The sequence below is a fragment of the Neobacillus sp. B4I6 genome, assembly GCF_050434045.1.
Classification (GTDB): domain Bacteria; phylum Bacillota; class Bacilli; order Bacillales; family Cytobacillaceae; genus Neobacillus.
The window spans coordinates 4198164-4219880 of the sequence record NZ_JBNPWB010000002.1 but is presented as its reverse complement, the minus strand read 5'-3'; the positions used below and the strand labels follow the sequence as shown (position 1 = coordinate 4219880).

Annotated in this window: 24 protein-coding genes; 16 read left to right on the top strand and 8 right to left on the bottom strand. The window is 37.5% G+C overall.

Annotation, left to right across the window (positions count from 1 at the left end):
* Positions 1-21 precede the first annotated feature (21 nt).
* Entirely contained in the window at positions 22-627 is a 606-nt protein-coding gene (locus QF028_RS23105) for an exonuclease domain-containing protein (protein WP_088085635.1), read from the top strand.
* A gap of 84 nt (positions 628-711) precedes the next feature.
* On the opposite strand, the gene QF028_RS23100 is transcribed toward QF028_RS23105, so the two are convergent.
* Both QF028_RS23100 and QF028_RS23095 read right to left on the bottom strand, forming a co-directional pair.
* Positions 712-1137 carry a VOC family protein gene (locus tag QF028_RS23100; protein WP_429469241.1) on the bottom strand — a complete coding sequence of 142 codons (426 nt, stop codon included), beginning with the start codon at positions 1135-1137 and terminating at the stop codon, positions 712-714.
* A 241-nt stretch (positions 1138-1378) separates the two neighbouring features.
* Positions 1379-1903, bottom strand: coding sequence for a DinB family protein (locus tag QF028_RS23095; protein ID WP_429469239.1), 525 nt, complete (start codon positions 1901-1903; stop codon positions 1379-1381).
* Positions 1904-2166: 263 nt separating this feature from the next.
* Here QF028_RS23095 and QF028_RS23090 point away from each other — a divergent pair, with 263 nt between their 5' ends.
* The 3 genes from QF028_RS23090 (at position 2167) to QF028_RS23080 (ending at position 4418) form a co-directional block, all read left to right on the top strand.
* Positions 2167-2394, top strand: a complete 228-nt coding sequence (locus QF028_RS23090; protein WP_088085639.1) for a hypothetical protein — start codon at positions 2167-2169, stop codon at positions 2392-2394.
* A 216-nt stretch (positions 2395-2610) separates the two neighbouring features.
* Positions 2611-4011 (top strand): hypothetical protein, encoded by a 1401-nt coding sequence (locus QF028_RS23085; RefSeq protein ID WP_429469236.1) that lies wholly within the window; start codon positions 2611-2613, stop codon positions 4009-4011.
* A 23-nt stretch (positions 4012-4034) separates the two neighbouring features.
* Positions 4035-4418 carry a VOC family protein gene (locus QF028_RS23080; RefSeq protein WP_429469233.1) on the top strand — a complete coding sequence of 128 codons (384 nt, stop codon included), beginning with the start codon at positions 4035-4037 and terminating at the stop codon, positions 4416-4418.
* A gap of 63 nt (positions 4419-4481) precedes the next feature.
* On the opposite strand, the gene QF028_RS23075 is transcribed toward QF028_RS23080, so the two are convergent.
* The gene (locus tag QF028_RS23075) at positions 4482-4796 is read right to left on the bottom strand and encodes a DMT family transporter (RefSeq protein WP_088085642.1); all 315 of its coding nucleotides are present in this window, start codon (positions 4794-4796) and stop codon (positions 4482-4484) included.
* Between the two features lies 1 nt (position 4797).
* Positions 4798-5145 carry a DMT family transporter gene (locus QF028_RS23070; RefSeq protein WP_168242060.1) on the bottom strand — a complete coding sequence of 116 codons (348 nt, stop codon included), beginning with the start codon at positions 5143-5145 and terminating at the stop codon, positions 4798-4800.
* 232 nt (positions 5146-5377) lie between these two features.
* Here QF028_RS23070 and QF028_RS23065 point away from each other — a divergent pair, with 232 nt between their 5' ends.
* Positions 5378-5782 carry a globin gene (locus QF028_RS23065; RefSeq protein ID WP_429469228.1) on the top strand — a complete coding sequence of 135 codons (405 nt, stop codon included), beginning with the start codon at positions 5378-5380 and terminating at the stop codon, positions 5780-5782.
* Between the two features lie 59 nt (positions 5783-5841).
* On the opposite strand, the gene QF028_RS23060 is transcribed toward QF028_RS23065, so the two are convergent.
* The 3 genes from QF028_RS23060 to QF028_RS23050 all read right to left on the bottom strand — a co-directional run bounded on the left by QF028_RS23060 (position 5842) and on the right by QF028_RS23050 (position 9025).
* The gene (locus QF028_RS23060; RefSeq protein ID WP_410884194.1) at positions 5842-7140 is read right to left on the bottom strand and encodes an ABC transporter substrate-binding protein; all 1299 of its coding nucleotides are present in this window, start codon (positions 7138-7140) and stop codon (positions 5842-5844) included.
* Between the two features lie 89 nt (positions 7141-7229).
* Positions 7230-8057: a carbohydrate ABC transporter permease gene (locus QF028_RS23055; protein ID WP_335397927.1), complete on the bottom strand. Its 828-nt coding sequence runs from the start codon at positions 8055-8057 to the stop codon at positions 7230-7232.
* A complete protein-coding gene (locus QF028_RS23050; protein WP_429469223.1) occupies positions 8057-9025 on the bottom strand; it encodes a carbohydrate ABC transporter permease in 969 nt (322 codons plus the stop codon). Before QF028_RS23050 ends, QF028_RS23055 begins: the two co-directional genes overlap by 1 nt.
* 211 nt (positions 9026-9236) lie before the next feature.
* On the opposite strand from QF028_RS23050, the gene QF028_RS23045 reads away from it, so the two are divergent.
* From QF028_RS23045 to QF028_RS23005, 9 genes are all read left to right on the top strand, one after another.
* Positions 9237-11060 (top strand): sensor histidine kinase, encoded by a 1824-nt coding sequence (locus QF028_RS23045; protein ID WP_429469220.1) that lies wholly within the window; start codon positions 9237-9239, stop codon positions 11058-11060.
* Positions 11057-12646 (top strand): response regulator transcription factor, encoded by a 1590-nt coding sequence (locus tag QF028_RS23040; RefSeq protein WP_429469217.1) that lies wholly within the window; start codon positions 11057-11059, stop codon positions 12644-12646. The genes QF028_RS23045 and QF028_RS23040 overlap by 4 nt, the downstream gene beginning before the upstream one ends.
* A 156-nt stretch (positions 12647-12802) precedes the next feature.
* A complete protein-coding gene (locus tag QF028_RS23035; RefSeq protein ID WP_429469214.1) occupies positions 12803-14599 on the top strand; it encodes a cache domain-containing sensor histidine kinase in 1797 nt (598 codons plus the stop codon).
* The gene (locus QF028_RS23030) at positions 14574-16157 is read left to right on the top strand and encodes a response regulator transcription factor (protein WP_429469212.1); all 1584 of its coding nucleotides are present in this window, start codon (positions 14574-14576) and stop codon (positions 16155-16157) included. The genes QF028_RS23035 and QF028_RS23030 overlap by 26 nt, the downstream gene beginning before the upstream one ends.
* A 26-nt stretch (positions 16158-16183) precedes the next feature.
* Positions 16184-17509 carry an ABC transporter substrate-binding protein gene (locus QF028_RS23025; protein ID WP_429469209.1) on the top strand — a complete coding sequence of 442 codons (1326 nt, stop codon included), beginning with the start codon at positions 16184-16186 and terminating at the stop codon, positions 17507-17509.
* A 26-nt stretch (positions 17510-17535) separates the two neighbouring features.
* Complete coding sequence (locus QF028_RS23020) at positions 17536-17922, top strand: glyoxalase superfamily protein (RefSeq protein ID WP_429469206.1); 387 nt, start codon at positions 17536-17538, stop codon at positions 17920-17922.
* Positions 17923-18020: 98 nt separating this feature from the next.
* Positions 18021-18239, top strand: a complete 219-nt coding sequence (locus QF028_RS23015) for a hypothetical protein (RefSeq protein WP_429469204.1) — start codon at positions 18021-18023, stop codon at positions 18237-18239.
* A complete protein-coding gene (locus tag QF028_RS23010) occupies positions 18227-18445 on the top strand; it encodes a hypothetical protein (RefSeq protein ID WP_429469201.1) in 219 nt (72 codons plus the stop codon). The genes QF028_RS23015 and QF028_RS23010 overlap by 13 nt, the downstream gene beginning before the upstream one ends.
* Positions 18433-18702, top strand: a complete 270-nt coding sequence (locus tag QF028_RS23005) for a hypothetical protein (RefSeq protein ID WP_429469198.1) — start codon at positions 18433-18435, stop codon at positions 18700-18702. Before QF028_RS23010 ends, QF028_RS23005 begins: the two co-directional genes overlap by 13 nt.
* A 12-nt stretch (positions 18703-18714) precedes the next feature.
* Here QF028_RS23005 and QF028_RS23000 read toward each other — a convergent pair whose 3' ends face one another.
* Positions 18715-19611, bottom strand: a complete 897-nt coding sequence (locus tag QF028_RS23000; RefSeq protein ID WP_429469195.1) for a nuclease-related domain-containing protein — start codon at positions 19609-19611, stop codon at positions 18715-18717.
* Positions 19612-19879: 268 nt separating this feature from the next.
* On the opposite strand from QF028_RS23000, the gene QF028_RS22995 reads away from it, so the two are divergent.
* Both QF028_RS22995 and QF028_RS22990 read left to right on the top strand, forming a co-directional pair.
* The gene (locus tag QF028_RS22995; RefSeq protein WP_246869768.1) at positions 19880-20815 is read left to right on the top strand and encodes an ABC transporter permease; all 936 of its coding nucleotides are present in this window, start codon (positions 19880-19882) and stop codon (positions 20813-20815) included.
* An 18-nt stretch (positions 20816-20833) separates the two neighbouring features.
* The gene (locus tag QF028_RS22990) at positions 20834-21715 is read left to right on the top strand and encodes a carbohydrate ABC transporter permease (RefSeq protein ID WP_088085655.1); all 882 of its coding nucleotides are present in this window, start codon (positions 20834-20836) and stop codon (positions 21713-21715) included.
* The last annotated feature ends 2 nt before the right edge of the window (positions 21716-21717 follow it).

Genomic DNA, 21717 nt, shown 5'->3' with positions numbered 1-21717 from the left:
TATTAAGGGATGATCATTTAGATGAGGTCAGAAAAATTGGGTTTAGTATTAGATGTGGAGACAACCGGTTTAGGTCCTACCAAGGATGAAGTAATCGAGCTCGCATTAAAGTTATTTTCCTATCGAGCAGATACCGGCGAGGTTATCGATATTATTGATGAAGACTCCTTTTTGCGTGAGCCGCTTTCCCGTTCGGCAAGAAATAATTATGACACAGCCTATCGAGTTCACGGAATCCCTTATGAGTTAGTTCAAGGGAAAAGCTTTTATGATGTAAAAATAAAAACCTATTTCCATCGTGCCGATTCGGTTTTTGCCCATAATGCTTCCTTTGATCGAAGCTTTCTCTATCACATGTATCCGGAAGTCAACGACCTGAAGTGGTATTGCACAATGAGAAACATCCCTTGGAAAAATTACGGCTTTCCAAATGGGAAACTATTAACCCTATTACAAGCGCATAACATCACAAATTACCAAACACATAGAGCTCTAGATGATATTACATACTTGTTAGAGTTGCTCAAGAAAACAAGTCCGAATGGAAACCTCTATCTGCAAGAGGTGCTAGAAAAGGCCCCGATGAGAAAATATCAGCCTGCTGTTTCCCGTACTAAAATGGGTTGAAAAAACTAATCAAGGAAACTAATGTGGAAAAGCCCGGTCGCATATGGACCGGGCTTTTTTGCGTGCATCTCGTATGTAAAAGTCCTATTGTCGACCCTCAGTGAAGATTTGAAAGTTCACACCGAACTTATCTGTTAGACTACCATAAGCTGGGCTGAAAAACGTCTCCTGAAGAGGCATATTCACTTGACCACCTTGCTGTAAGGCTTCGAAAAATTTATGCGCCTGGTCTGCGTCGTTCGTTGAAATACAGATAGTCACTTGATTTCCGCTTTGATGTGGCTGCCCTGGGAACGTATCAGAAAACATTACTTCCGTTTCTCCCACTTTGATCGTCGCGTGACTTACACGATCTTTGGCTTCGGCAGGTAAAGGAAATTCAGGGTTTTCTGGCATTTCACCGAAAGATTGAGAAAAAAGAACCTGTGCATCCAGAGCCTTTTCGTAAAATTGAATCGCTTCCTTCGCATTTCCATCCATCACTAAATAGGGAATCAAACGTAATGTCATAATAAATCTCTCCTCGGTTTAAAAGTATTTTTTTTGCTATCCTCGATAGGAAATAAGCCAGCCAATCTCCTAAGAGATGCTCACTTCTTATTATTACCGATATTTTGATTATAAAACAAAGAACAAATGTTCGCAAGTTAATTTTTACCAAAATCAATAAAAACCCATGAGCTAAAACTAAACTCACGGGCTTTTAATCGTGGTGCCTGACACCATTTTCACTTCTATGCCAAGGCTTATTTCAATTCAATAAAGAAACGTATCTTTCATTAATGATTTGATAATGATGGAGGGCGTGACCTGCGATAATGCAGCCTATGGCACGGGCAGTGACTTCAGTGTTATTGGCAAAGCCAATATTTGCCCAAGCCTCTTCCGGCATGTTTTGAATTAAGGAAAGGGTAGCTTTTCTAATGGCAATAAAGTCTTCGAGAATATTTTTTATTGGTAATTTATTAATTTGCGAACCTTGGACATAATCATTCTCGTTAAAACCAGCTAAAGCAGTCTGGTCTCCCCGTCCAACACGGAGAAGCCGGTAGCTCATAATTCTTTCAGTGTCTGCCATATGGCCAAGTACTTCTTTGATGCTCCATTTATTTTCGGCATAGCGAAAGTGGCCATCTTCTTCCGAAAGCGACTCAAAAAGCTCAATCGTTTTGACCAAATTCTCTTTCAAAAGTGTTAATAGATTACCCTCAGGAACTAGATTCACATAAGGTTTATAGTATTCTGGGTACTCACTTGCTAAAGGACGTTGCAGCATTTCATTATCTCCCTTCTAATCTCATGACATCAGTCTCTCCTCATCCTAATGGTATGAGGGACAGCAAAGATATTATTCGTTTTTTTAAAAGAAAACCCATAAGGTGGACTGGCATAGAATAATCCTATCATAATATTCATAACTACATGACCGGCATTTTAAAAAATAAGCCGAGTAAAGCACATTTCCTATAGTAAAAGGACCATTTGGTGAATAAGACATATTATAAATGGATAAAAAATATTTTTACAGGGGGATATTTAATGGATTTTTTCTTGGTAGGAATCGTCTATTGGCTTTTAATTGGAGCATCCGTGCTGCTATTTGTTAGGGGTCTTTGGAAAAAATCATGGAAAGCCTTTTTGTGGAGTGGGATTGCCCTTGCGATACCAACCATCTCGCTCTATGTTGGCGGTGCGGAGGGATGGTTTAGATTCGCTGGTCTGCTGCCTCTGCTATTGTTTGGACTTGCTTATTATACAAAAAAATAGTCACTCATTTTTAATTATCCATTTTTAAAATTAAAATTTGGTGGGAGAAGCTTAATAAAAATCATATTTTGTGTAAAATTAAACTAAGATATTTGGACATTTATAATTTATTTAAATGCATTCCTCATCCATGGGCGAATTTTTGCTTCCAATTTTCGGCAGCTCTTAATTTAACATGATACAATTAATATATATAATCAACACGGGGTGAAAAGCATGAATCCATCTAATCCAAACAATAACTCACGATCAAGTGAAATCGATTTAAAAACTATCCTTACCAATCAAAATAAAGAAGAATTAATGAGGATTATTCTTGACCTGTCAGATGATTTCCCCGAAATTGAAAAACAACTTCTTTTTAAATACACTCCTCATAAAGACGAAATTTCATCAGCGAAAAAGCTTATTTCTGAATCTATTAATCGTGCAAAAAGGAAAGGTTTCATCGATTGGCGTCACGTGGCCCCAGCATTACAAGGTGCAGATCTGACTCTCCAAAAAGCACAAGAAAAAGTAGATAAAGGTGAATGGGAGAGTGCAGTTTTACTATCACTGGTCGTATTGTCACCTGTTGTAAAAATGCTCAATTTTTCTGATGACTCAAATGGCTCAATCGGTGACATTATGAATTGGGCAATAAGAACGATTGACGATGCAGTTATTTCCGGTCTGACACATTTGAATGAGAAAGAGAAGAAGGGTCTTTTTGACGCGATTATGAAAGAAGCATTAAAAGCACATTATGATGGTTGGAGTGATTGGCGCTATGCTCTTTTAAAAATTTGTGCCTATTATTCTCCTAATAAAGTGTTTAGAAAAAAGTTAGAAAAACAGCTGGAATCCCTCTATTTGAAGACAGAATCATCTTGGAGTGATCGATTTGAAAAAAAGGAAATTAAATTGCTTCAGCACGAAATCATTGAACGATGTGATGGGGCTGAGGCAGCTGAAAGATTTATTTCTGAGAATATCGACCATAGCGAGTTTCGTGAAAAGGCAATTGTCAATGAACTTGGAAAAGGCGACTACAAGAAAGTAATTCAACTTTGTTTGGATGGAGAAAAAGCAGACGCAGAATATCGAGGCCTTGTCCATAAGTGGCGGGAATACCGATATCAAGCCTATGAATTTCTTGGCGATATCGAACAACAAAAGAAGTTAGCAAGAGAACTGTTATTCAAAAATGAATTTACATATTATTTAAAACTAAAAGAATTATATGGAGCAAATGAATGGGATGCTACTTTGAAAAAGCTTGTTGATGATTTTAAAAAGATGGAGTACCAGCCCTCTGTGTACCTCTCAATATTAAAAGAGGAAAATTTGTCTGATGAGCTTTTAAACTATTGTCAAAATCATATTTCATCTATAACGGACCTTTATCCATATGTAATTAAGGAATATTTAGAAGAAGTAAACAACCTTTTTATTAAGTATATTGAATACTCGGCGGAGGAGGCTACGGATCGAAAAAAATATCGTACGGTTTGTTCAATCATAAAAACCTATAAAAATGCATGTGGAACGATTCATTCACATAAGCTGATCGGAGAATTAAGACAAAAGTATATGAGACGGCCTGCATTTTTAGAGGAACTGGGGAAAATCAGGTAAGCCATAAAGGAGATAGAAGCCCAATGTTGCACCATTTAGAAATCTATGTTTCTAGCCTAAGCAAAACTATCGAGTTTTGGGGGTGGTTTTTAACTGAAATAGGATATGAGCCTTTCCAAAAGTGGGAGTCTGGTTTCAGCTGGAAACATGGAGAGACTTATATTGTTTTTGTTCAGGCGGATGACCGTTTTCTAGATATTCCGTATCATCGTTCTAGAGTCGGCCTGAACCATTTAGCTTTTCAGGCAGTATCAAGAGAGCAGGTTAATCAAATGACATTACAATTGAAGGAAAAAGGCGTTAATATTCTATATCCAGATAAACATCCATTTGCTGGCGGGGGATCTCATTACGCTGTTTTTTTCGAAGATCCTGATCGAATCAAAGTGGAATTAGTAGCACCGTAAAAGCAGTGGTCAGTCCCTGATAAGTTACGCGTTAACTTACCTGAGAGCTGACCCTTTTAAGTATTATGATAGTGCCTTTAAGCCGACAACACCTATAATAATTAAAATGACGCTAATGATGCGCCCAAGGTTTTTTGATTCACCAAAAAGAAACATATTAATAAAAACAGCACCGGCTGTCCCAATTCCGACCCAAACGGCATAGGCAATGCTTAGTTGAAGAAACTGAAAGGACACATATAAAAAAGCCAGTGATGCGCCGAACCCGCCAATATATAGAACACCATTTCGGAGCGTTTTTTGCTGGCTGTATAATTTAAGTCCAGCCGCACCGGCGACCTCACTTGCAGCTGCTAAAAAGACAAAAACCCAGCCCATATTAGGCAACTCCCTTTACGGCTGTTTTTTCATCTTCCTTGTCCGAGAGATTTAATCCGATCACGCCAATGACAATGGTCAAGATAAAAAAAGCCTTCCCAGGACTAAAGCTTTCTCCAAAAAGATATATATCCATTAACACCGTACCAATTGTCCCTATTCCGGCAAATATTGCATAAACAGTACCGGTAGGGAGAGTCTCACATGCTTTAGGTAGAATATGATAGTCTAAAAAAATAACTCCAACGACGATTGCCCACTGCCACCACGTTTGTGCCTCATTAAATCCGTATACCCAAATCAATTCAAACAAACAGGTTAAGCCTACGTAAATCCAGGCCTTATTCATTCTTTACACCTCTTGAAAGACCGCTTGTACTATAAACCAAAATGGTCCGATTAAATACTAATATGAAACCAGCATATTATATTAGGATACCACAATTTTTTAGAAAGTTGTTTTAAACACCTTTCCAACGCGTGGAAATTTATGTATTTTTAAATTTACTGTGATATCAATCACAAAAATCTTTCCGCTTTAACTTTATAATAATCAAAAATAGGGAAAAAAATAAAAGTGGATGGTGACGAAATTGGAATACAAACTTAAATCACTTTATGAGGAAATAGGCGGGCAGGAAACAATTGATAAATTGGTCAATGCCTTTTATCCACGAGTATATGCTGACCCAGAGTTAAGACCCTTGTTTGAAGGGGAAATGGAAGAAATTAAGCGCAAACAGAGGATGTTTCTTCCACAGTTTTTAGGGGGCCCAGCCCTTTATTCTCAGGAATTTGGTCCCCCAGCAATGAGAGGGCGGCACCTGCCATTTGAAGTAACACCGAGAAGAGCTGCATGCTGGCTTCGCTGTATGAAGGAAGCATTTGAAGAAATTGGGCTTGATCAGCAACCAGCAGGACAGGCCTTTTATGACCGGTTAACACAAGTGGCTGGAATTATGGTTAATAGCCCGGACCGTGAATAAGAACTAGTTAAATGATAATAGGCTCTTCTCAGATTGAGAAGAGCCTTAGATTTTTAATACTACTTCTTTAGTTTAGCCCAAGTTGCATCTAAAGCTTTTTCTGTTTCTGCTTTAGATTTTTGGCCGCCAACATAGGCTTGAAGGGAAGCACCAAATTCTTGTCCAGCACCATCAGGATATTTCATGAACTGCCAAGAGTAGGTTTTGCCTTCTTGAGAGTATTTCTGAAGTTCTGCACCTAGTGGTCCAATATCTTCTGCTTTTGCTTCAATTGTTTTAAAAGCAGGGATGTATTTGAATTCCTTAACTAATGCTGTTTTACCTTCTTCAGATGAAACCATCCAGTTTAAGAAATCTTTTGCCGCTTTTTTATCTGCTTCAGGAGCTTTGTTATGAACTACCCAGTTTGTTGGTACGTCAACCATTAATTTATCTGCTTGTGCTGCATCATCAGTCAGTGCCAATGGAATGAAACCAACTTCCATGCCAGGACTTAATTTATCCAGCATCGGCTGGATCCAGTTACCTTGCTGAATCATTGCTGTTTCGCCGTTTGCAAATTGTGTTACTTCTGTATTGTAGTCAGTTGTTAATGGATTTTTGTTACCATATTTAATCGTTAGGTCTACAAGCTTAAAGTAGTCATTGAAGTATTTGTTGCCTTCAATTTTTGCTGTACCTTCGTTTAAACCTTTAATGAAGTTTTCGTCATCCGCTTGTTGGTAAGCGAACGGAACGTTAAGACCATGGTTTGCTAAAACCCACCATTCAGCATAGCCAACAGAGAAAGGAGTAATCCCGGCAGCTTTCAGTTTTTTCGACGCAGCTTCTAACTCCGTGAAGGTTTTTGGCAGTTCTGTAATACCAGCTTTTGCAAATAATTTTTTATTGTAAGCAAAACCATAGCCTTCCATATTAACAGGCTGGCCATAAACTTTCCCATCAATTGTCATAGGTAGTAACGCGCTCTCATAGGCATCTTTTACCCAAGGCTGATCGGATAAATCTTCAAATTTATCTTTCCATGTTTGCGCCTCTTGATAACCGCCATTACCAAAGATATCAGGTGCTTTATTAGAAGCAAACTTTGCTTTTAGGGCTGCAGAACCATCCGCGCCGCCGCCAACTGTTTCAATATTAAAAGTAACTTCTGGATGTTCTTTTGTATATTGGTCTGTTAAGGCCTTTAATTGGTCAGCGATTTCAACTTTCCCATTAAAAAGATCAACAACTACTTTCCCGTCTTTGCCACCGCTGCTTTTTTTATCACTCGATGCACTGTCGCTAGAACAAGCTGTTGCTAATAGAAGTGAAGCGGATAGTACACCTGCTAGTAAAGAATACTTTTTGAACCCCATTAAAATTCCCTCCTGTTTGTAAAATCTATTTTTATATTAGTCTCTGCTAACTGTCAATTAGATAGAAGAGGTTGTTCCCCACGTATATTTCACTTTATTGAACCGCTGGTAATCCCTTTAATAATGTGTTTTTGCATCGCAAAGAAGAAGATTAACAACGGAATGATGCCCATGACCAATGCTGCTAGTGCTAAATCCCATTGCTTTGTATATTGTCCAAAGAAGGAGAACGTTGCTAATGGAATCGTTTTTAATTCCGGATCCTGTAGAACAAGTGATGGTAATAAGAAGTCATTCCAAATCCATAAGCTGTTTAAAATGACGATCGTAACCGTTATCGGTTTTAATAGTGGAAAAACGATTCTCCAAAATACGCCAAACCTTGAACAGCCATCGATAATTGCTGCCTCTTCAAGTTCGACCGGAATTCCTTTGATAAAACCGTGATACAAGAAAATAGTCATCCCTGATCCAAAGCCTAAGTACATAATGACAAGACCCCAGACGCTATTTAAAAGTCCAAAGGTACCTGCTGTTTTGATAAGCGGGATCATGATCGATTGAAACGGAATAATCATCGCTGCAACGAAAATCATGAAAATTACGTTACTGATCTTCTTTTTTGTTCGGACCAGCATGTACGCCGCCATTGAACAAAAGATAACCAGAACGACATTACTTACAACTGTAACAATTAAAGAGTTTGAAAATACCTTCAGATAGTTCAGTTTTTCGAAGGCGCTCACATAGTTCTCAAACTGCAGCACGGACGGCAGGGCCGAAGTGTTAGTTAAAATCTCAGCAAACGGCTTTAAGGAGTTTGCTATAACATAATAGAAAGGGACTAAAAAGGCTAGGCCAAGCAGGATGGCAAGGATTTCAACAATAAATGTTTTTCCTGTGTACCTGTTTCCCATTAGGACTCAACCTCCTTTTTCTTCGAATATGTCACTTGAATAACAGAAATAGCTGCGACAACAAGGAAGAAAATAAGTGCTTTTGCTTCACCAATTCCGTAGCGGTTATTAACAAATGCTTCTGTGTAAATATTAAGCGCTAACATTTCCGTTGACTTAAATGGACCGCCATTCGTCAAGGAAAGGTTTGCATCAAAGACCTTAAAGGATGATGCCGTTGTTAAAAATAAACAAATGGTAACAGCTGGTGCGACGAGGGGCATGGTGATGTGACGAAGAATCTGCCACCTATTTGCACCGTCAATTTTCGCTGCTTCAATTAATTCTTGTGGAACATTCTGTAATGCTGCGATATAGATAATCATAATGTAGCCGGCACCTTGCCATACACTGACAATCACAATTCCCCAGAAGGCGGTATTGGCATCGCCTAACCACGCTAACTCGAAAAGAGGGATACCTGTAAGCGCGCCGATGGAGGCAAAGCCTTTGACAAAAATAAACTGCCAGATAAATCCTAATAAAAGGCCGCCAATCAAGTTAGGCATAAAGAACACTGTCCGTAAAATATTTCTCGTTTTCAACATTTGGGTGACAAGTAACGCTAATCCAAACCCAATTGCATTTGTTAAGATAATGGCAACGACCGTATATTTCGTTGTAAGTTTAAAGGAAGCTTGGAATTGCTTGTCCTCGGTGAAGATGTACTTGAAATTGTCCAAGCCAACCCATTTGACCGCTCCTGTGATCCCGTTCCAGTCTGTAAAGGCATAATAAATACCTGTGAAGAAAGGAATCAGAACAATGAGTGTAAAAGCTAACAAAACGGGCCCTACAAATAGAGCAAATAATCCTGCATCTTTCAGTTTCTTATTTTTATTTAAGGAAACTGACTTTGAAACTGCTGCGTTTTTTGGATTTACTAATACTGATGATTCTACTTTTTCCAACTTACTATGACTATTCATTACCTGCACCTCCATAATTTCATTTTAGAGAATAATGAAAATTATGAAACGGCTTACATTGACCAGTAGGGTGGAATATATTGAACAGTCATTCCTATGGACAAGTCAATATATGCCATAGGAATGGATATAGATAGTTGTTACAATGGAGAAAATTCATTAATTGGAGGAAGGTTAGTTCTGTTTTTTTCATATAACTAACCAAGATGATATGCAGTGGGGAATTCGTAAAAAGCTTATTATATTTTTAATACTAGTAACGGTTCTGCCTTTTGGAAGTTCGATTGCGATTACTTATTACCAAACAACAAAGTCTCTTAATAATCGCTTTGTTTCAACCAATCATGACCTGATTGTCAAAGGTGAAGACGAGCTAACTGTATATTTGGAAGATGTGGCCCAGATGTCGTCCGTACTTTACCGTTATACGCCCTTTATGAATGTGATGAGGGATGGGCTATCACAGAATTTAAACACTAATCAGGAAGAAGTTCGCCGAGCTCTTGCCTATTTATTTAATACACGTCCTGAGATTGAACAAATGCACATTTACATTGATAAAGGAAAGGATTCCTATACCAATTATCATTCTAGAATTAGCGGCAGAGCAAAGTATGAGAGTATCTTTTCGCATCCTTATTATGCACGATTAAATCGATATAAAAGCCTTTTTTCCGTTATTGAACCGCCCCATGAAATGTATAGTTATAACAATATATCGGTTATCCCAAACTCGGAAAAGAAAAATGTCCTAAGCTTTCATAACATCCTTCGTGACGTACCGTCAGACAAGCTATTAGGCTTTTTGTCTATTGATATTAATCTTTCCAAAATAGGTGCCATTGCCGGCCGCTTATATACAAAGGACATGGAAGACTTGTACATTATGGATGAAAAAGGAGTTATTATATACTCCTCCAACGAATCAATGATCGGCAAGGAAAATAAAGAAAAGTGGTTTGGGAAAGTAAAAAAGGAGTCCGCCTCCAGTAAAAGTACGGAATGGAAGGATAAACAATTCTCGGGTGTGATTGTTCACGATAAGTTTTCCGCCCCCTACAAGAATTGGTATATTGTGAAACGAATTCCTTACAATGTACTCTATCAAGGTGCAAGAGAAACGGCCTTAATCAACATTTTGATTGGTATCGTGACGCTCGTTATTGTGTTAATTGCGACCATGTTTGTTTCATTTAAGATAACCGCACCGATCAAGGTATTAATTGATAACATGAAAAAAGTAGAAAAAGGTGAATTTGAGGCGGATTTTGATTCATTAGGAAACGATGAAATTGGGATGTTAGGAAGGCATTTCAAAGTAATGATTGCGAAAATCAATGATTTAATTGAGCGAGAATATAAATTAGATATAGAAAATAAAGAATCACAGCTGCGTGTATTGCGGTCACAAATTAACCCGCATTTTTTATATAACGCCCTTCAATCGATTGGTACCTTGGCGTTAAAATCCAAAGCCGTTCCTGTCTATTCCTTGCTCACTTCATTATCGAAAATCATGAGATACAGTATGAATATGAAGGAAGACATTGTCCCTTTTATTTCAGAGTTGATGCATGTTAAATCCTATTTATTGTTACAAAAACAACGCTTTGACGAGCAGTTCGAATTTGAATTAAATGTCTCAAAAGAAGTACAAGAAATCATGATACCGAAAATGATTTTGCAGCCAATTGTGGAAAATTGTTTTAAGCATGGCTTTGATCAGCAGGTAGGAAAAGCATTTATACAAATTGAGGCGAGTGTTCAGGATGACGCGTTGGTTTGTCTTACTGTAAAAGATAATGGAATAGGCGCAAATGAAGAACAGTTGAAAAGTATCAGGCAGGAATTATATCATGGAGTGTCAAAAGAAGAGAAGCATAGAGAAACGATTGGCTTAAAAAATATATATGACCGCTTACAGATTTACTACGCTAATCAAGCACACATGACTATTAACAGTAATGAAGAAACTGGATTTTCTGTGACCGTTCAGTTTCCAAAGGTTATGCAAAAAGAGGTGGAGCATTCATGAGAGCATTAATCGTCGATGATGAAAAGCACGTTCGCGAAGGAATTAAGATACTGGGTGATTGGGAAAAAAACGGAATTGATGAAATTTATGAAGCCGGAAATGGAGAAGAAGCGATACATTTAATTCAAAAGTATAAGCCAGAGATTATTTTTTCAGATATGAAAATGCCAAAAATGGATGGCGTCAACCTGTTAGAATGGATTAAAGAAAATCAGCCAACAAGCAAAACTATTGTTGTAACAGGTTATGATGATTACCACTACATGCGCAAAGCCATTCATTTCGGGAGTTCTGACTATCTCCTAAAGCCGATTGATCCCGAAATCTTAAATCATACGTTGGAAACAGCTGTAGATGAATGGAAAAAAGAAGCTTTAGACAGGGAGAGAAAAGAAAGCAGCTCTCAATTAATCAATGAAATGAAGCCGGTTTATCGAGACCGCAAGCTTACCCAGTTAGTAAATAGCGACAATCTGAAGGAAGATTTGTATGAGAATTTTGGTATTCATCCGTCTCACAATTATCAAGTAGCCCTTGTTCGGATTAACGGAAAGACAATTGAGGCATTTCAAGGAGATCGAGATTTAGCCTACTTTACGATTTTGAACGTCATTAACGAAATTATGATGAAAAATGAATGTGGAATTGGTTTTCGCTACTTATCCAATAAGGGAGAAGTTGTGATTATCTTCTGGAATAGGTTTGAGCAAATAGAAGAACTTTTAAAACAAATATATAAGACGATAAGAAATACAATGGATATTTCTTGTCCCATCGTTTTAGGTAAGTTAGTTACTAAGAGTTCCAATTTATTTGATTCGTATCTTTATGCTAAACAGCTATTATTCACTAGTAACATCTTGGACAAAACAGAAAATCGAGTCTATGTGCAGGAGAAACTGCCAAGCCAAGCCTTAAGGAACCTTTTGGACTACTCTGCTAATATAGAACTGGCTGTACAAGCTGGTGAAATAGGTGCCTTTGAAGAAGTGATAAATCAAATTTCAACAGATTTTACAGAAAACCACTTTCTATCATTAAAACAGCTGTTCCATTTAGAAAATGAATATTTGGTGATCAGCAATAGATGGTTTAAGCATTATAATCTACCTGTTAAAGCAGCTGAGGACATCGAAAAACGAATTGATTTATTTTTTGATATAAACGGTCACTTTATGCTTGAAGAATACAAACAGAGAAAGAAACGAGAGATTGCTATCTTTTTGAAAAAAGTTAAGAAAAGAACCCTTCAGAAACATAGTAACATCATTTATGATATTGAAAAGTATTTGCAAGCGAACTTCGATCGGGATGTAAAACTGCAAGAGATCTCCGAGCATTTTTATATCAGTCGAGAATATATCTCGAGAAAATTCAAACAAGAATTTAACGTCAATATATCAGATTATATTGTGAAGTTTCGGATGAAGAAGGCCAAATCTTTATTGAAAAACAGCCAGTTAAAAATCTATGAAATTGCGACTATGATAGGGTATCAAGACGACAAATATTTTCGCAAAGTATTTAAAAAGATTGAGGGCATTACCCCGAATGAATATCGTGAAGCCTATATGAATCAGAAATGAGCAGAGCCGGAATCCAGCTTCTGCTTATTTATTTGGAATTAAATATCACGTGGTAAGTTGCTAGGGGATATGTTAAATTGAAAAGATAATAATAGTCAAAACTAATAGATTGAGCTATAGAATGTAAGGGTTTTCTTTTTTGTTCGGGGGGATACCATGTTTTTTTCCATACGCAATCGCTTGTTTATTATTTTTACTTGTTTGTTAACAATTCCATTAATTATTTTATCGATTATAATCCCAAGCTGGTTTACATCCATTATTGAAGATCAGACCCAGGAGCTAACAATTGAAGCCATGGATCAGTACTCGCTCTATATTGACTCGATTACAACGCAGGCGGAGGATTTAGGAAAACAGGTCCTTGTCAATCAAACGACTCAGCAGTGGTTAAAGTTAGAAAAAAAGGATGCAAATATACCGAAAGAACAAAGCTTGTTACAGAAGAATCAACTGAAAATGATGCTATCATCAATGATGGTGAACAACTCAAATGGCATGTCTATTTCAGTCGTTCTAAATAATGGCGAAGGGGCATGGGGTAATAACCCCAACTTACACAACCTAGATTGGTTTAAAGACTTTAGGATCAATGAACAACGATTTGTAAAATCACATATTGATCCTTATTTGCCAGCACAAGGAAATAGTAATAGTTATATTTTGCCCCTCGTTGATTTGAATACGGTCGTTTCATACGGTTTTATAAAGGTTAATTTCCCTACAACTTTGCTGGAAACAGCCTTAGAAAAAATAACGATTGGAAAAAATGGACATGCTTATTTGTTGGATGCTCAGGGAGCAAATGTTTTAGAGGGGAAGATCAATACCCCAACAAAGGTATTAAAAAATAGTTTGACTAAAATAAAAAATAGTCAAAAACAAAAAGGTTTATTAGAAGCTGATTATCATGGAGAAAAATACTTTGTTTTTTTTCAAAAGTTATCAGTTGGTGATTGGATTCTTGTCAGTGAAGTGACCAGGTCTGACTTATTCTCAAAAGTTAATATTCTACAGCGAAACTTACTTATTACTAGTGCGATTGTGTTTTTAATAACAATCTTTGTGTCGTTCATGCTCTCTTCCAATATCGTAAGCCCTTTAGGAAAACTAGCAAAAGCGATGAAATTTATCGAGCATGGTGATTTTTTAGGTGCAAAACGCTTTATGCCAACCATTAAATCGTCTAATGATGAAGTTGGTTATGTGATTAAAGTATTCGACCATACCGTCGATCATTTAAAGAATTTAATTGAAACAGAATATGAAGCCAACATCCGTCGAAAAGATGCAGAATACAAGGCCTTATTACTACAAATCAATCCTCACTTTTTGAACAATACCCTTGAAATCATTGGGGGATTAGCTGTTCAGGGCAAGAATAAAGAGGTGATGAATGTAAGCATCTACTTAGGCCGGATGATGAGGTATTCATTGAATACACAAAATGACGTCGTGAGATTAGGTGAAGAAATCAGCTATATTCGCAGCTACACCGACATTTTAAAGGTGAGATATGAGGACGCCCTCACGATTGATATTGTGGAGGATCCGGAGACAAGGGATCTTCCTATTATTAAATTCATTCTCCAGCCACTCGTGGAAAATGCCGTCAAATATAGTTTTATAGAAAAGACCACGGCTGAAATTTTTATTATAACGAAAAAAGCGAATAATCAAATAAAGATAGTTTTAGAAGATAACGGAATTGGCATGTCTGAAGAAGTGATATCAAACTTAGTGAGTGAAGAAACAAAGAATGAAACCATTAGTGTCCTAGCGAGCAAAGGAAACAGCATTGGTCTAAAGAATGTCCTTGGCAGATTAAAGCTTTACTACGGAGAGCGCTTTTCCTATCAGATTGAATCTGAAAAGAATGTAGGCACGAGGATTACATTATGTATAAATTTTGATAGAGGTGATATACATGATGAAGGTCATAATCACGGATGATGAAATTCAAATTCGTAAAGGCTTACGAATGAAAGTGAACTGGGAAGATGAAGGTTTTGAAATTGTTGGCGAAGCTTCTAATGGGAAAGATACACTTGAATTGCTTGGTTGCATGGATATTGATTTGGTCATTACAGATATGAGGATGCCCATTATGGATGGCCTTGAATTAGCTAAACGATGTCAGCAGGAATTTCCAAGAGTAAAAGTGATCGTATTATCGGGTTATTCCGATTTTGAATTGGTACGTGGTTCCATGAAGGAAGGGGTTAGAGACTATCTGTTAAAACCGGTAGCTCCCGATGAATTAGTAGAAGCATTACGAAAAATTCATAAAGAAATTGAGGAAGAGCGGCGAAAACAAGTTGAAACGGCTCAGATGCGGCAGCTTGTTCTTACCCAGCTTCAAGAAGTACAGGAACAATACTTGCTCTATTTAGTTAAAGAGGAATGGTTACAGCTTAATCTGGTTATTGAAAGACTGCGCCAGCTACAACTCGTGGAACTTGTAAATGAGGACGCCATTGTCCAATTTGTCAGCGTGGAAATTAGAGAGGGCTTTGGCAATCCCAATCGATTAAAGGAGCTCTGGCTTCCTTTCCAAATGTTATGCAAAGAGATCTCAAAAGAGAATACAGGAACTTATTCGTTTTACGACCCAAGCTATGCAAATATGGTTCATTTTCTAATACGAATAGATATAAATAGTCCTTCTAGTTTGGTTGAAAGGGTACAACAGAATGTGAAAAGATTGTTGAGTTTAGAAACGGTGATTGGAATCGGAAATGTTGTCAAGGGTCTAGCTAGCTTTAAGACAGGTTATATTTCCAGTTTGCTTGCTTGGAGTCAAAGTCAACTTGGCTCGCAATCGCAGGTAATTGATGCGGAGAAAACGAAAGAAGAAGAATTTGAGTTTTCACCTGATTTTGAAAGAAAGTTAACTAATACGATTGAAAATGTTAATTTCGAGGCGTTTAAAGAAAATATTCAAACCTTATTGCGAGGGAATGGAAACCAATCGATTTTGTCCTTTTCTTTTGCTGCCAATCGAGTGTTATTTTTGTTAGGGTCGCTGGCAAAAAAATATGATATCGAAACGAAAGATATTCAAAAAACGATTTGGAATTGCCAACAAAGTATCTGGGAACTTAATTCGCAAAGTAAAGTGCTTGAAAACCTCCTTCAATTAGCCCAATTAATTATTGGAAAAGTACGTACGGCGCGCTTTTCGAACGGGAAATTAATCGTTGATAGTGTTCGGCACTATTTGGACCAGCATTACGCTAGTGAAATCTCACTTACCTTATTATCGGAACTCTTTCATATCAATAGTGCTCATTTATCTGAAACCTTTAAAAATTATGTGGGGCAGAATTTTAGTGATTATCTGGTGAATTTACGAATGGACAAAGCCCGGGAGTTTTTAAGAGATAAGCAACTAAAAATCATTGATGTAGCAAACTTAGTTGGATTTTCTAACTCTGGATATTTCAGTACGGTTTTTAAAAAATACTTTGGACAAACACCGGTTGAATTCCGAAACTCTTTAGATACTTAAGTTTTCAAGAAAGAAAGGGAATGTTGATGAAAAAATGGTTCACTATTTTTGCAATTATACTTTTGGGTATTTTAGTGTATGCGTTGTCCTTTTTTGAAACATTCTCTGGTAGCCCCCAAAAAGAGAAAGCGGCAAAACCAAAGAGTTCCGAACGAACTGAGTTGACGTTTTGGCGAAATAGTGGAAATACGGCTGAAAATAAGGCATTTGAAGAATTAGTTTCTGTTTTTGAAAAAGAAAACCCCGATATCTCGGTGAATATGAAGTCGATTCCATACAGTGATTATGAAATAAGACTGCGGACAGAACTTGCTGCAGGAAACCCTCCGGATATTTTGACGATTGACAGTCCTACGCTTGCTCTTTATGCAAATACCGGATCGTTATTATCAATTGATCCATTTATGAGAAAGGAGGGGCAGATTGATGATATTCCTGCCTCTACTTTGCGAGGATTAAGTTATAAGGGTCAAATTTACCTTGCACCGATTGTCGAGTCAAGTATTGCTTTATATTACAATAGACATTTATTTAAAGATGCCGGTATCCCTTATCCATCTGAAGATCCCAAAAACCCATTAACATGGGATGAGGTATTAGAGATTGCTAAAAAAGTAAATAATCCTGCTAAAGATGTGATCGGTATTGACCCGGCACAGGGTTTTAATGATGGAGAATCTCCTGCTTATTTTAAAACACCGCTCCTTTGGCAGTTTGGTGCTAATATTTTAAGCCCCGATGGAACTACGGCAAGTGGATATTTAGATTCAAAAGAAGCGTTAGATGCCCTTCAATTTTATCAAGATCTATATCATAAAAATGCTGTTGCGGCATTTGAATTACCCCCAGCTGTGTTTGAGTCAGGTAAACTTGCGATGACTGTGCTTGGTTCTTGGACACTTGCAGATCTGGAAAAAAATCACCCTGAATTTAAGCTCGGAGAAGATTTTGGAATAACTCCACTGCCAAAGGATAAATATCAGTTTGTTCCAAATGGTGGATGGGCGCTCGGAATCACCTCTAAATCAAGACACCCACAGGAAGCATGGAAGTTTATTAAATATGTGACAAGTTATGAAGGAATGAAAAAGTATGTAACTATAACAGGTGATATTCCTGCAAGATTCTCTGTAGCTAAAGCTTTTCCGGAGTTAAATAAGTATCCTAAAAACATATTTTTACAGCAAACTCAAAAATTTTCAAAGAACCGCCCTGTTACTCCTGCTTATCCCGTAGTCAGTGAAGCAATCAGAACATTGTTTGAGGATGTTGGAATCGGCGGGAAGGATGTTAAGACTTCGGCGAGGGAAGCTGTAGAAAAAATCAATATAGGTCTTAAAGAAATTCAATAAAATGGGGACAAGGGGAAGGGATTAGTATGAATACATCTGAAATAACCATGAAAGGTCTCACATCTATCCTTCGTATTTTTGATGAAGCGAAGGCAAAAGAGTTTTATATGGATTATTTGGGATTTGTGATCGATTGGGAGCATCGGTTTGAGGATAATATGCCACTGTATATGCAAATATCCTATAAAAATTGTATTATTCATCTTTCTGAGCATCACGGGGATTGCTGTCCAGGTGCAGCGGTGAGGATTGAAGTGGGGAACATCGAGTCATTTTATTCACGGCTTCTTTTAAAGGATTATAAGTACGCCCGTCCTGGTATCGAAGAAACTCCATGGAAAACCAAAGAACTATGCAATCATGACCCGTTTGGTAATAGAATAATATTTTTTGAGAGCAGCTCCTCTAGTTAAGATACTAGAGGAGTTTTTTTGTTGTAAGATCTCCTTAGTGATCCTGTTGTTGAATATTTAGGTTCTGAAGGACAAAACCGTACAAGGGAACAGGGAAAATGTCTATCGTGAAGGTTCCGAAGGACAAAAACGCACAAGGGAAAAGGAAAAATGGCTATCGTAAGGGCTCCGAAGGACAAAACTCCACAAGGAAAAGGAAAAATGGCTATCATAAGGGCTCCGAAGGACAAAACTCCACAAGGAAAAGGAAAAATGTCTATCGTGAAGGTTCCGAAGGACAAAACCGCACAAGGGAACAGGAAAAATGTCTATCGTAAGGGCTCCGAAGGACAAAACTCCACAAGGAAAAGGAAAAATGTCTATCATAGAGGCTCCGAAGGACAAAACTCCACAAGGAAAAGGAAAAATGTCTATCATAGAGGCTCCGAAGGACAAAACTCCACAAGGGAAAAGGAAAAATGTCTATCGTAAGGGCTCCGAAGGACAAAACTCCACAAGGGAAAAGGAAAAATGTCTATCGTAAGGGCTCCGAAGGACAAACCGCACAAGGGAACAGGGAAAATGTCTATCGTAAGGGCTCCGAAGGACAAAACTCCACAAGGGAAAAGGAAAAATGTCTATCGTAAGGGCTCCGAAGGACAAACCGCACAAGGGAACAGGGAAAATGTCTATCGTAAGGGCTCCGAAGGACAAACCGCACAAGGGAACAGGGAAAATGTCTATCGTAAGGGTTCCGAAGGACAAAACTCCACAAGGGAAAAGGAAAAATGTCTATTATAGAGATTCTAAAGATCACTCATAAAAAGTCCAATTACGAACACCTACTCTTTTAAAGTTTCTCTCTAGAATCCTGCTTATTCTTTTCTTAGATTCAACCACCACACACCATTCGTGCACAAGATTGGTGGTTATCTTTCGATCCGGAAATAGGAGCTTGATTTCATCCACCATGCGCAAAACAGCAGATTCAACTACCTCTTCGTACCCACAATCACCACACACTATTTTCTTTCCTTGGACAAACATCGAAAACGAGCTGCATTCTTTACACGTTATCCCCTTTTTCACCTGATCAAAGTTATAAGCCGGTACTTGAATAAATGAGGAGTCCATTTGATGCAACGAAACTAGTTTTTCAGCAATCTTTTTATGCTGGGTTGTTAGTTTTGACGGTTGCGCATTTAAATTTTCCATAAGTGCGTCTAGCTGCGTTGGATAAATTATGGGTTCGTTTACGGGGGCCTGATATAAAGTAAACCGGGGGTTTATATAAACAACATATCCCTCAATTGGTAAATTATATCCGTATTTTTGGAGTAATTGGCGAAGCAAAGATTTGCTGCGTCTCAACTGATCCAGTGGATTCTTAATTTCCTTTTCAGTCAGCGTTTCGAACCGGCCGTTTCGAAAACCTTCATAATTTTTTACTTCAAAAAGGCTAATTTTCTTTTGAAAAATGATAGTGGTATCAAGTTGGAATGTTGTGTTGTTAACGTTTAACAGCAAATCATTTAAAATATAACATTCACTCTGAATCTTTTCTGTTAATAAATCAAATTGAACTTCACCCTCAAAGCCTTTTTCTTGGTATAAATAGTACTTTTTTTCGTCAACGGTTTGATCCATTCTCTTGTTTAAAATCCTTAGAATAATTAATTTACCTGGGACAGTTCGTGCTTTAAAAGGCATCTCCCACTTCCTCTCCTATGTTTTAACAATCCACCTTAATCATAAATAAAAAAACAAAAGAAATGCGTGAATACTTTGTTAATTTTCCCAAAAAGAAATGGAACCGTTTTCAACTGCCGAAAATTTTAAACGTCCATTTCCGAAGATATTAAACTCTCTCCTTTTCCAAATTTGCTAAAGTTAAAACCAGATAAAGAAAAAAGCTATTTGATAGGAGGTTAAGAGCTTGCAAGAGTTAGTAAATGTTCAAAAAGAACCAGTTGTACAGATCCAAGCGGAAAAGAAAGCAGCTTCGAAACTGACAGGCAAATTGGAATATATCAAGAAAAACTATCATCTTTATTTGCTTATTGCTCCAGCTGTCATTTTAACAATCATTTTTAAATATATCCCCATGTATGGAGCCATTATTGCCTTTAAAGATTTTAGTACCATCAAAGGTATTTTAGGAAGTGATTGGGTCGGATTTGATAATTTCACCAAATTCTTATCTTCACCTAACTTTACTGACATTTTTATGAATACGCTTAAACTCAGTTTTTTTGGCTTAATCGTTGGCTTCCCTGTCCCTATCATCCTTTCATTAATGCTTAATCAGCTACGAAGGGCGGCCATTAAAAAAAATATTCAACTCGTGCTCTATGCACCAAACTTTATTTCTGTGGTTGTAATTGTTGGTATGGTGTTTATTTTCTTATCACCAACAGGCCCTATCAATCAACTGGTTAGCTTCATAACTGGAAAGCCGCTTATGTTCATGTCAAATCCAGATTATTTCCGATCAATCTATATTATCTCTGGTATTTGGCAAGCGGCAGGCTGGTCATCGATTATCTACGTGGCGGCTTTATCGAATGTTGACCCTGAATTACACAATGCAGCAACGATTGATGGAGCAAATATTCTTCAAAGAATGATTCACATCGATTTACCGACATTGAAACCATTAATGGCAGTTACATTTATTCTGGCTGCTGGAGGGATTATGTCGATTGGATTTGAAAAAGCATATTTAATGCAAACCGCAATGAATTTGCCTTCTTCCGAAATTCTGCCAACGTATGTGTATAAAGTAGGTTTGCAGTCCGGCGACTATGCTTATTCAACAGCTGTTGGCCTGTTTAATTCAGTCATTAACGTAATCTTGTTAATCGTAGTTAATAAAATCGTTAAGAAGTTAAACGAAGGTGAAGGTTTATATTAACGAGAAAGGAGTCTTGAGATGAATATAAAGCACACCCGCATAGACCGAATCATATTAGGCTTTAATAATATCTTTCTATGCTTAGCCGTATTAATCGTGTTAGTTCCCTTGGTATATGTCGTTCTTGCGTCATTTATGGATCCAACAGTGTTATTAAATAAAGGGATTTCGTTCAATTTTTCAGATTGGAGTTTTAAAGGATATCAGTTGATTTTATCCAATGATGCGATGGTCCATGGCTTTATCAATTCTATTCTTTATTCAGTAGGATTTGCCGTTATAACCGTTGTGGTTTGTATTTTTGCTGCCTATCCATTATCGGTAAATGGCTTTGTCGGAAAAAATTTCTTTATGACACTATTTATTATCACCATCTTCTTTGGAGGTGGACTTATCCCAACCTACCTGGTTGTAAAAGACCTCGGAATGTTAAACACCCCATGGGCGATTTTAATACCGGGCGCCGTGAATGTTTGGAATATTATCCTAGCAAGGACTTATTTTAAAAGTATTCCTTATGAATTACATGAAGCAGCAAAGGTGGATGGAGCATCCGATCTACTAATCTTCTTCAAAATCGTTATGCCACTTTCCAAACCTATCATTTTCGTCCTAGCAATGTATGCATTTGTTGGTCAATGGAACTCTTATTTTGATGCGATGATTTATCTCGAGGATCCGAAATTGCACCCATTACAGTTAGTTTTGAGGTCAATATTGATTCAAAATCAAACTGGACCAGGAATGATTAGTGATCAGCAGGCTATGGCTGAACTTAAAAAGCTTTCAGAAATGATCAAATACTCATCGATTGTTATTTCTAGTCTTCCGCTTATTATCATGTATCCGTTTTTCCAAAAGTACTTTGAAAAAGGTGTCATGGTGGGTTCATTGAAATAATG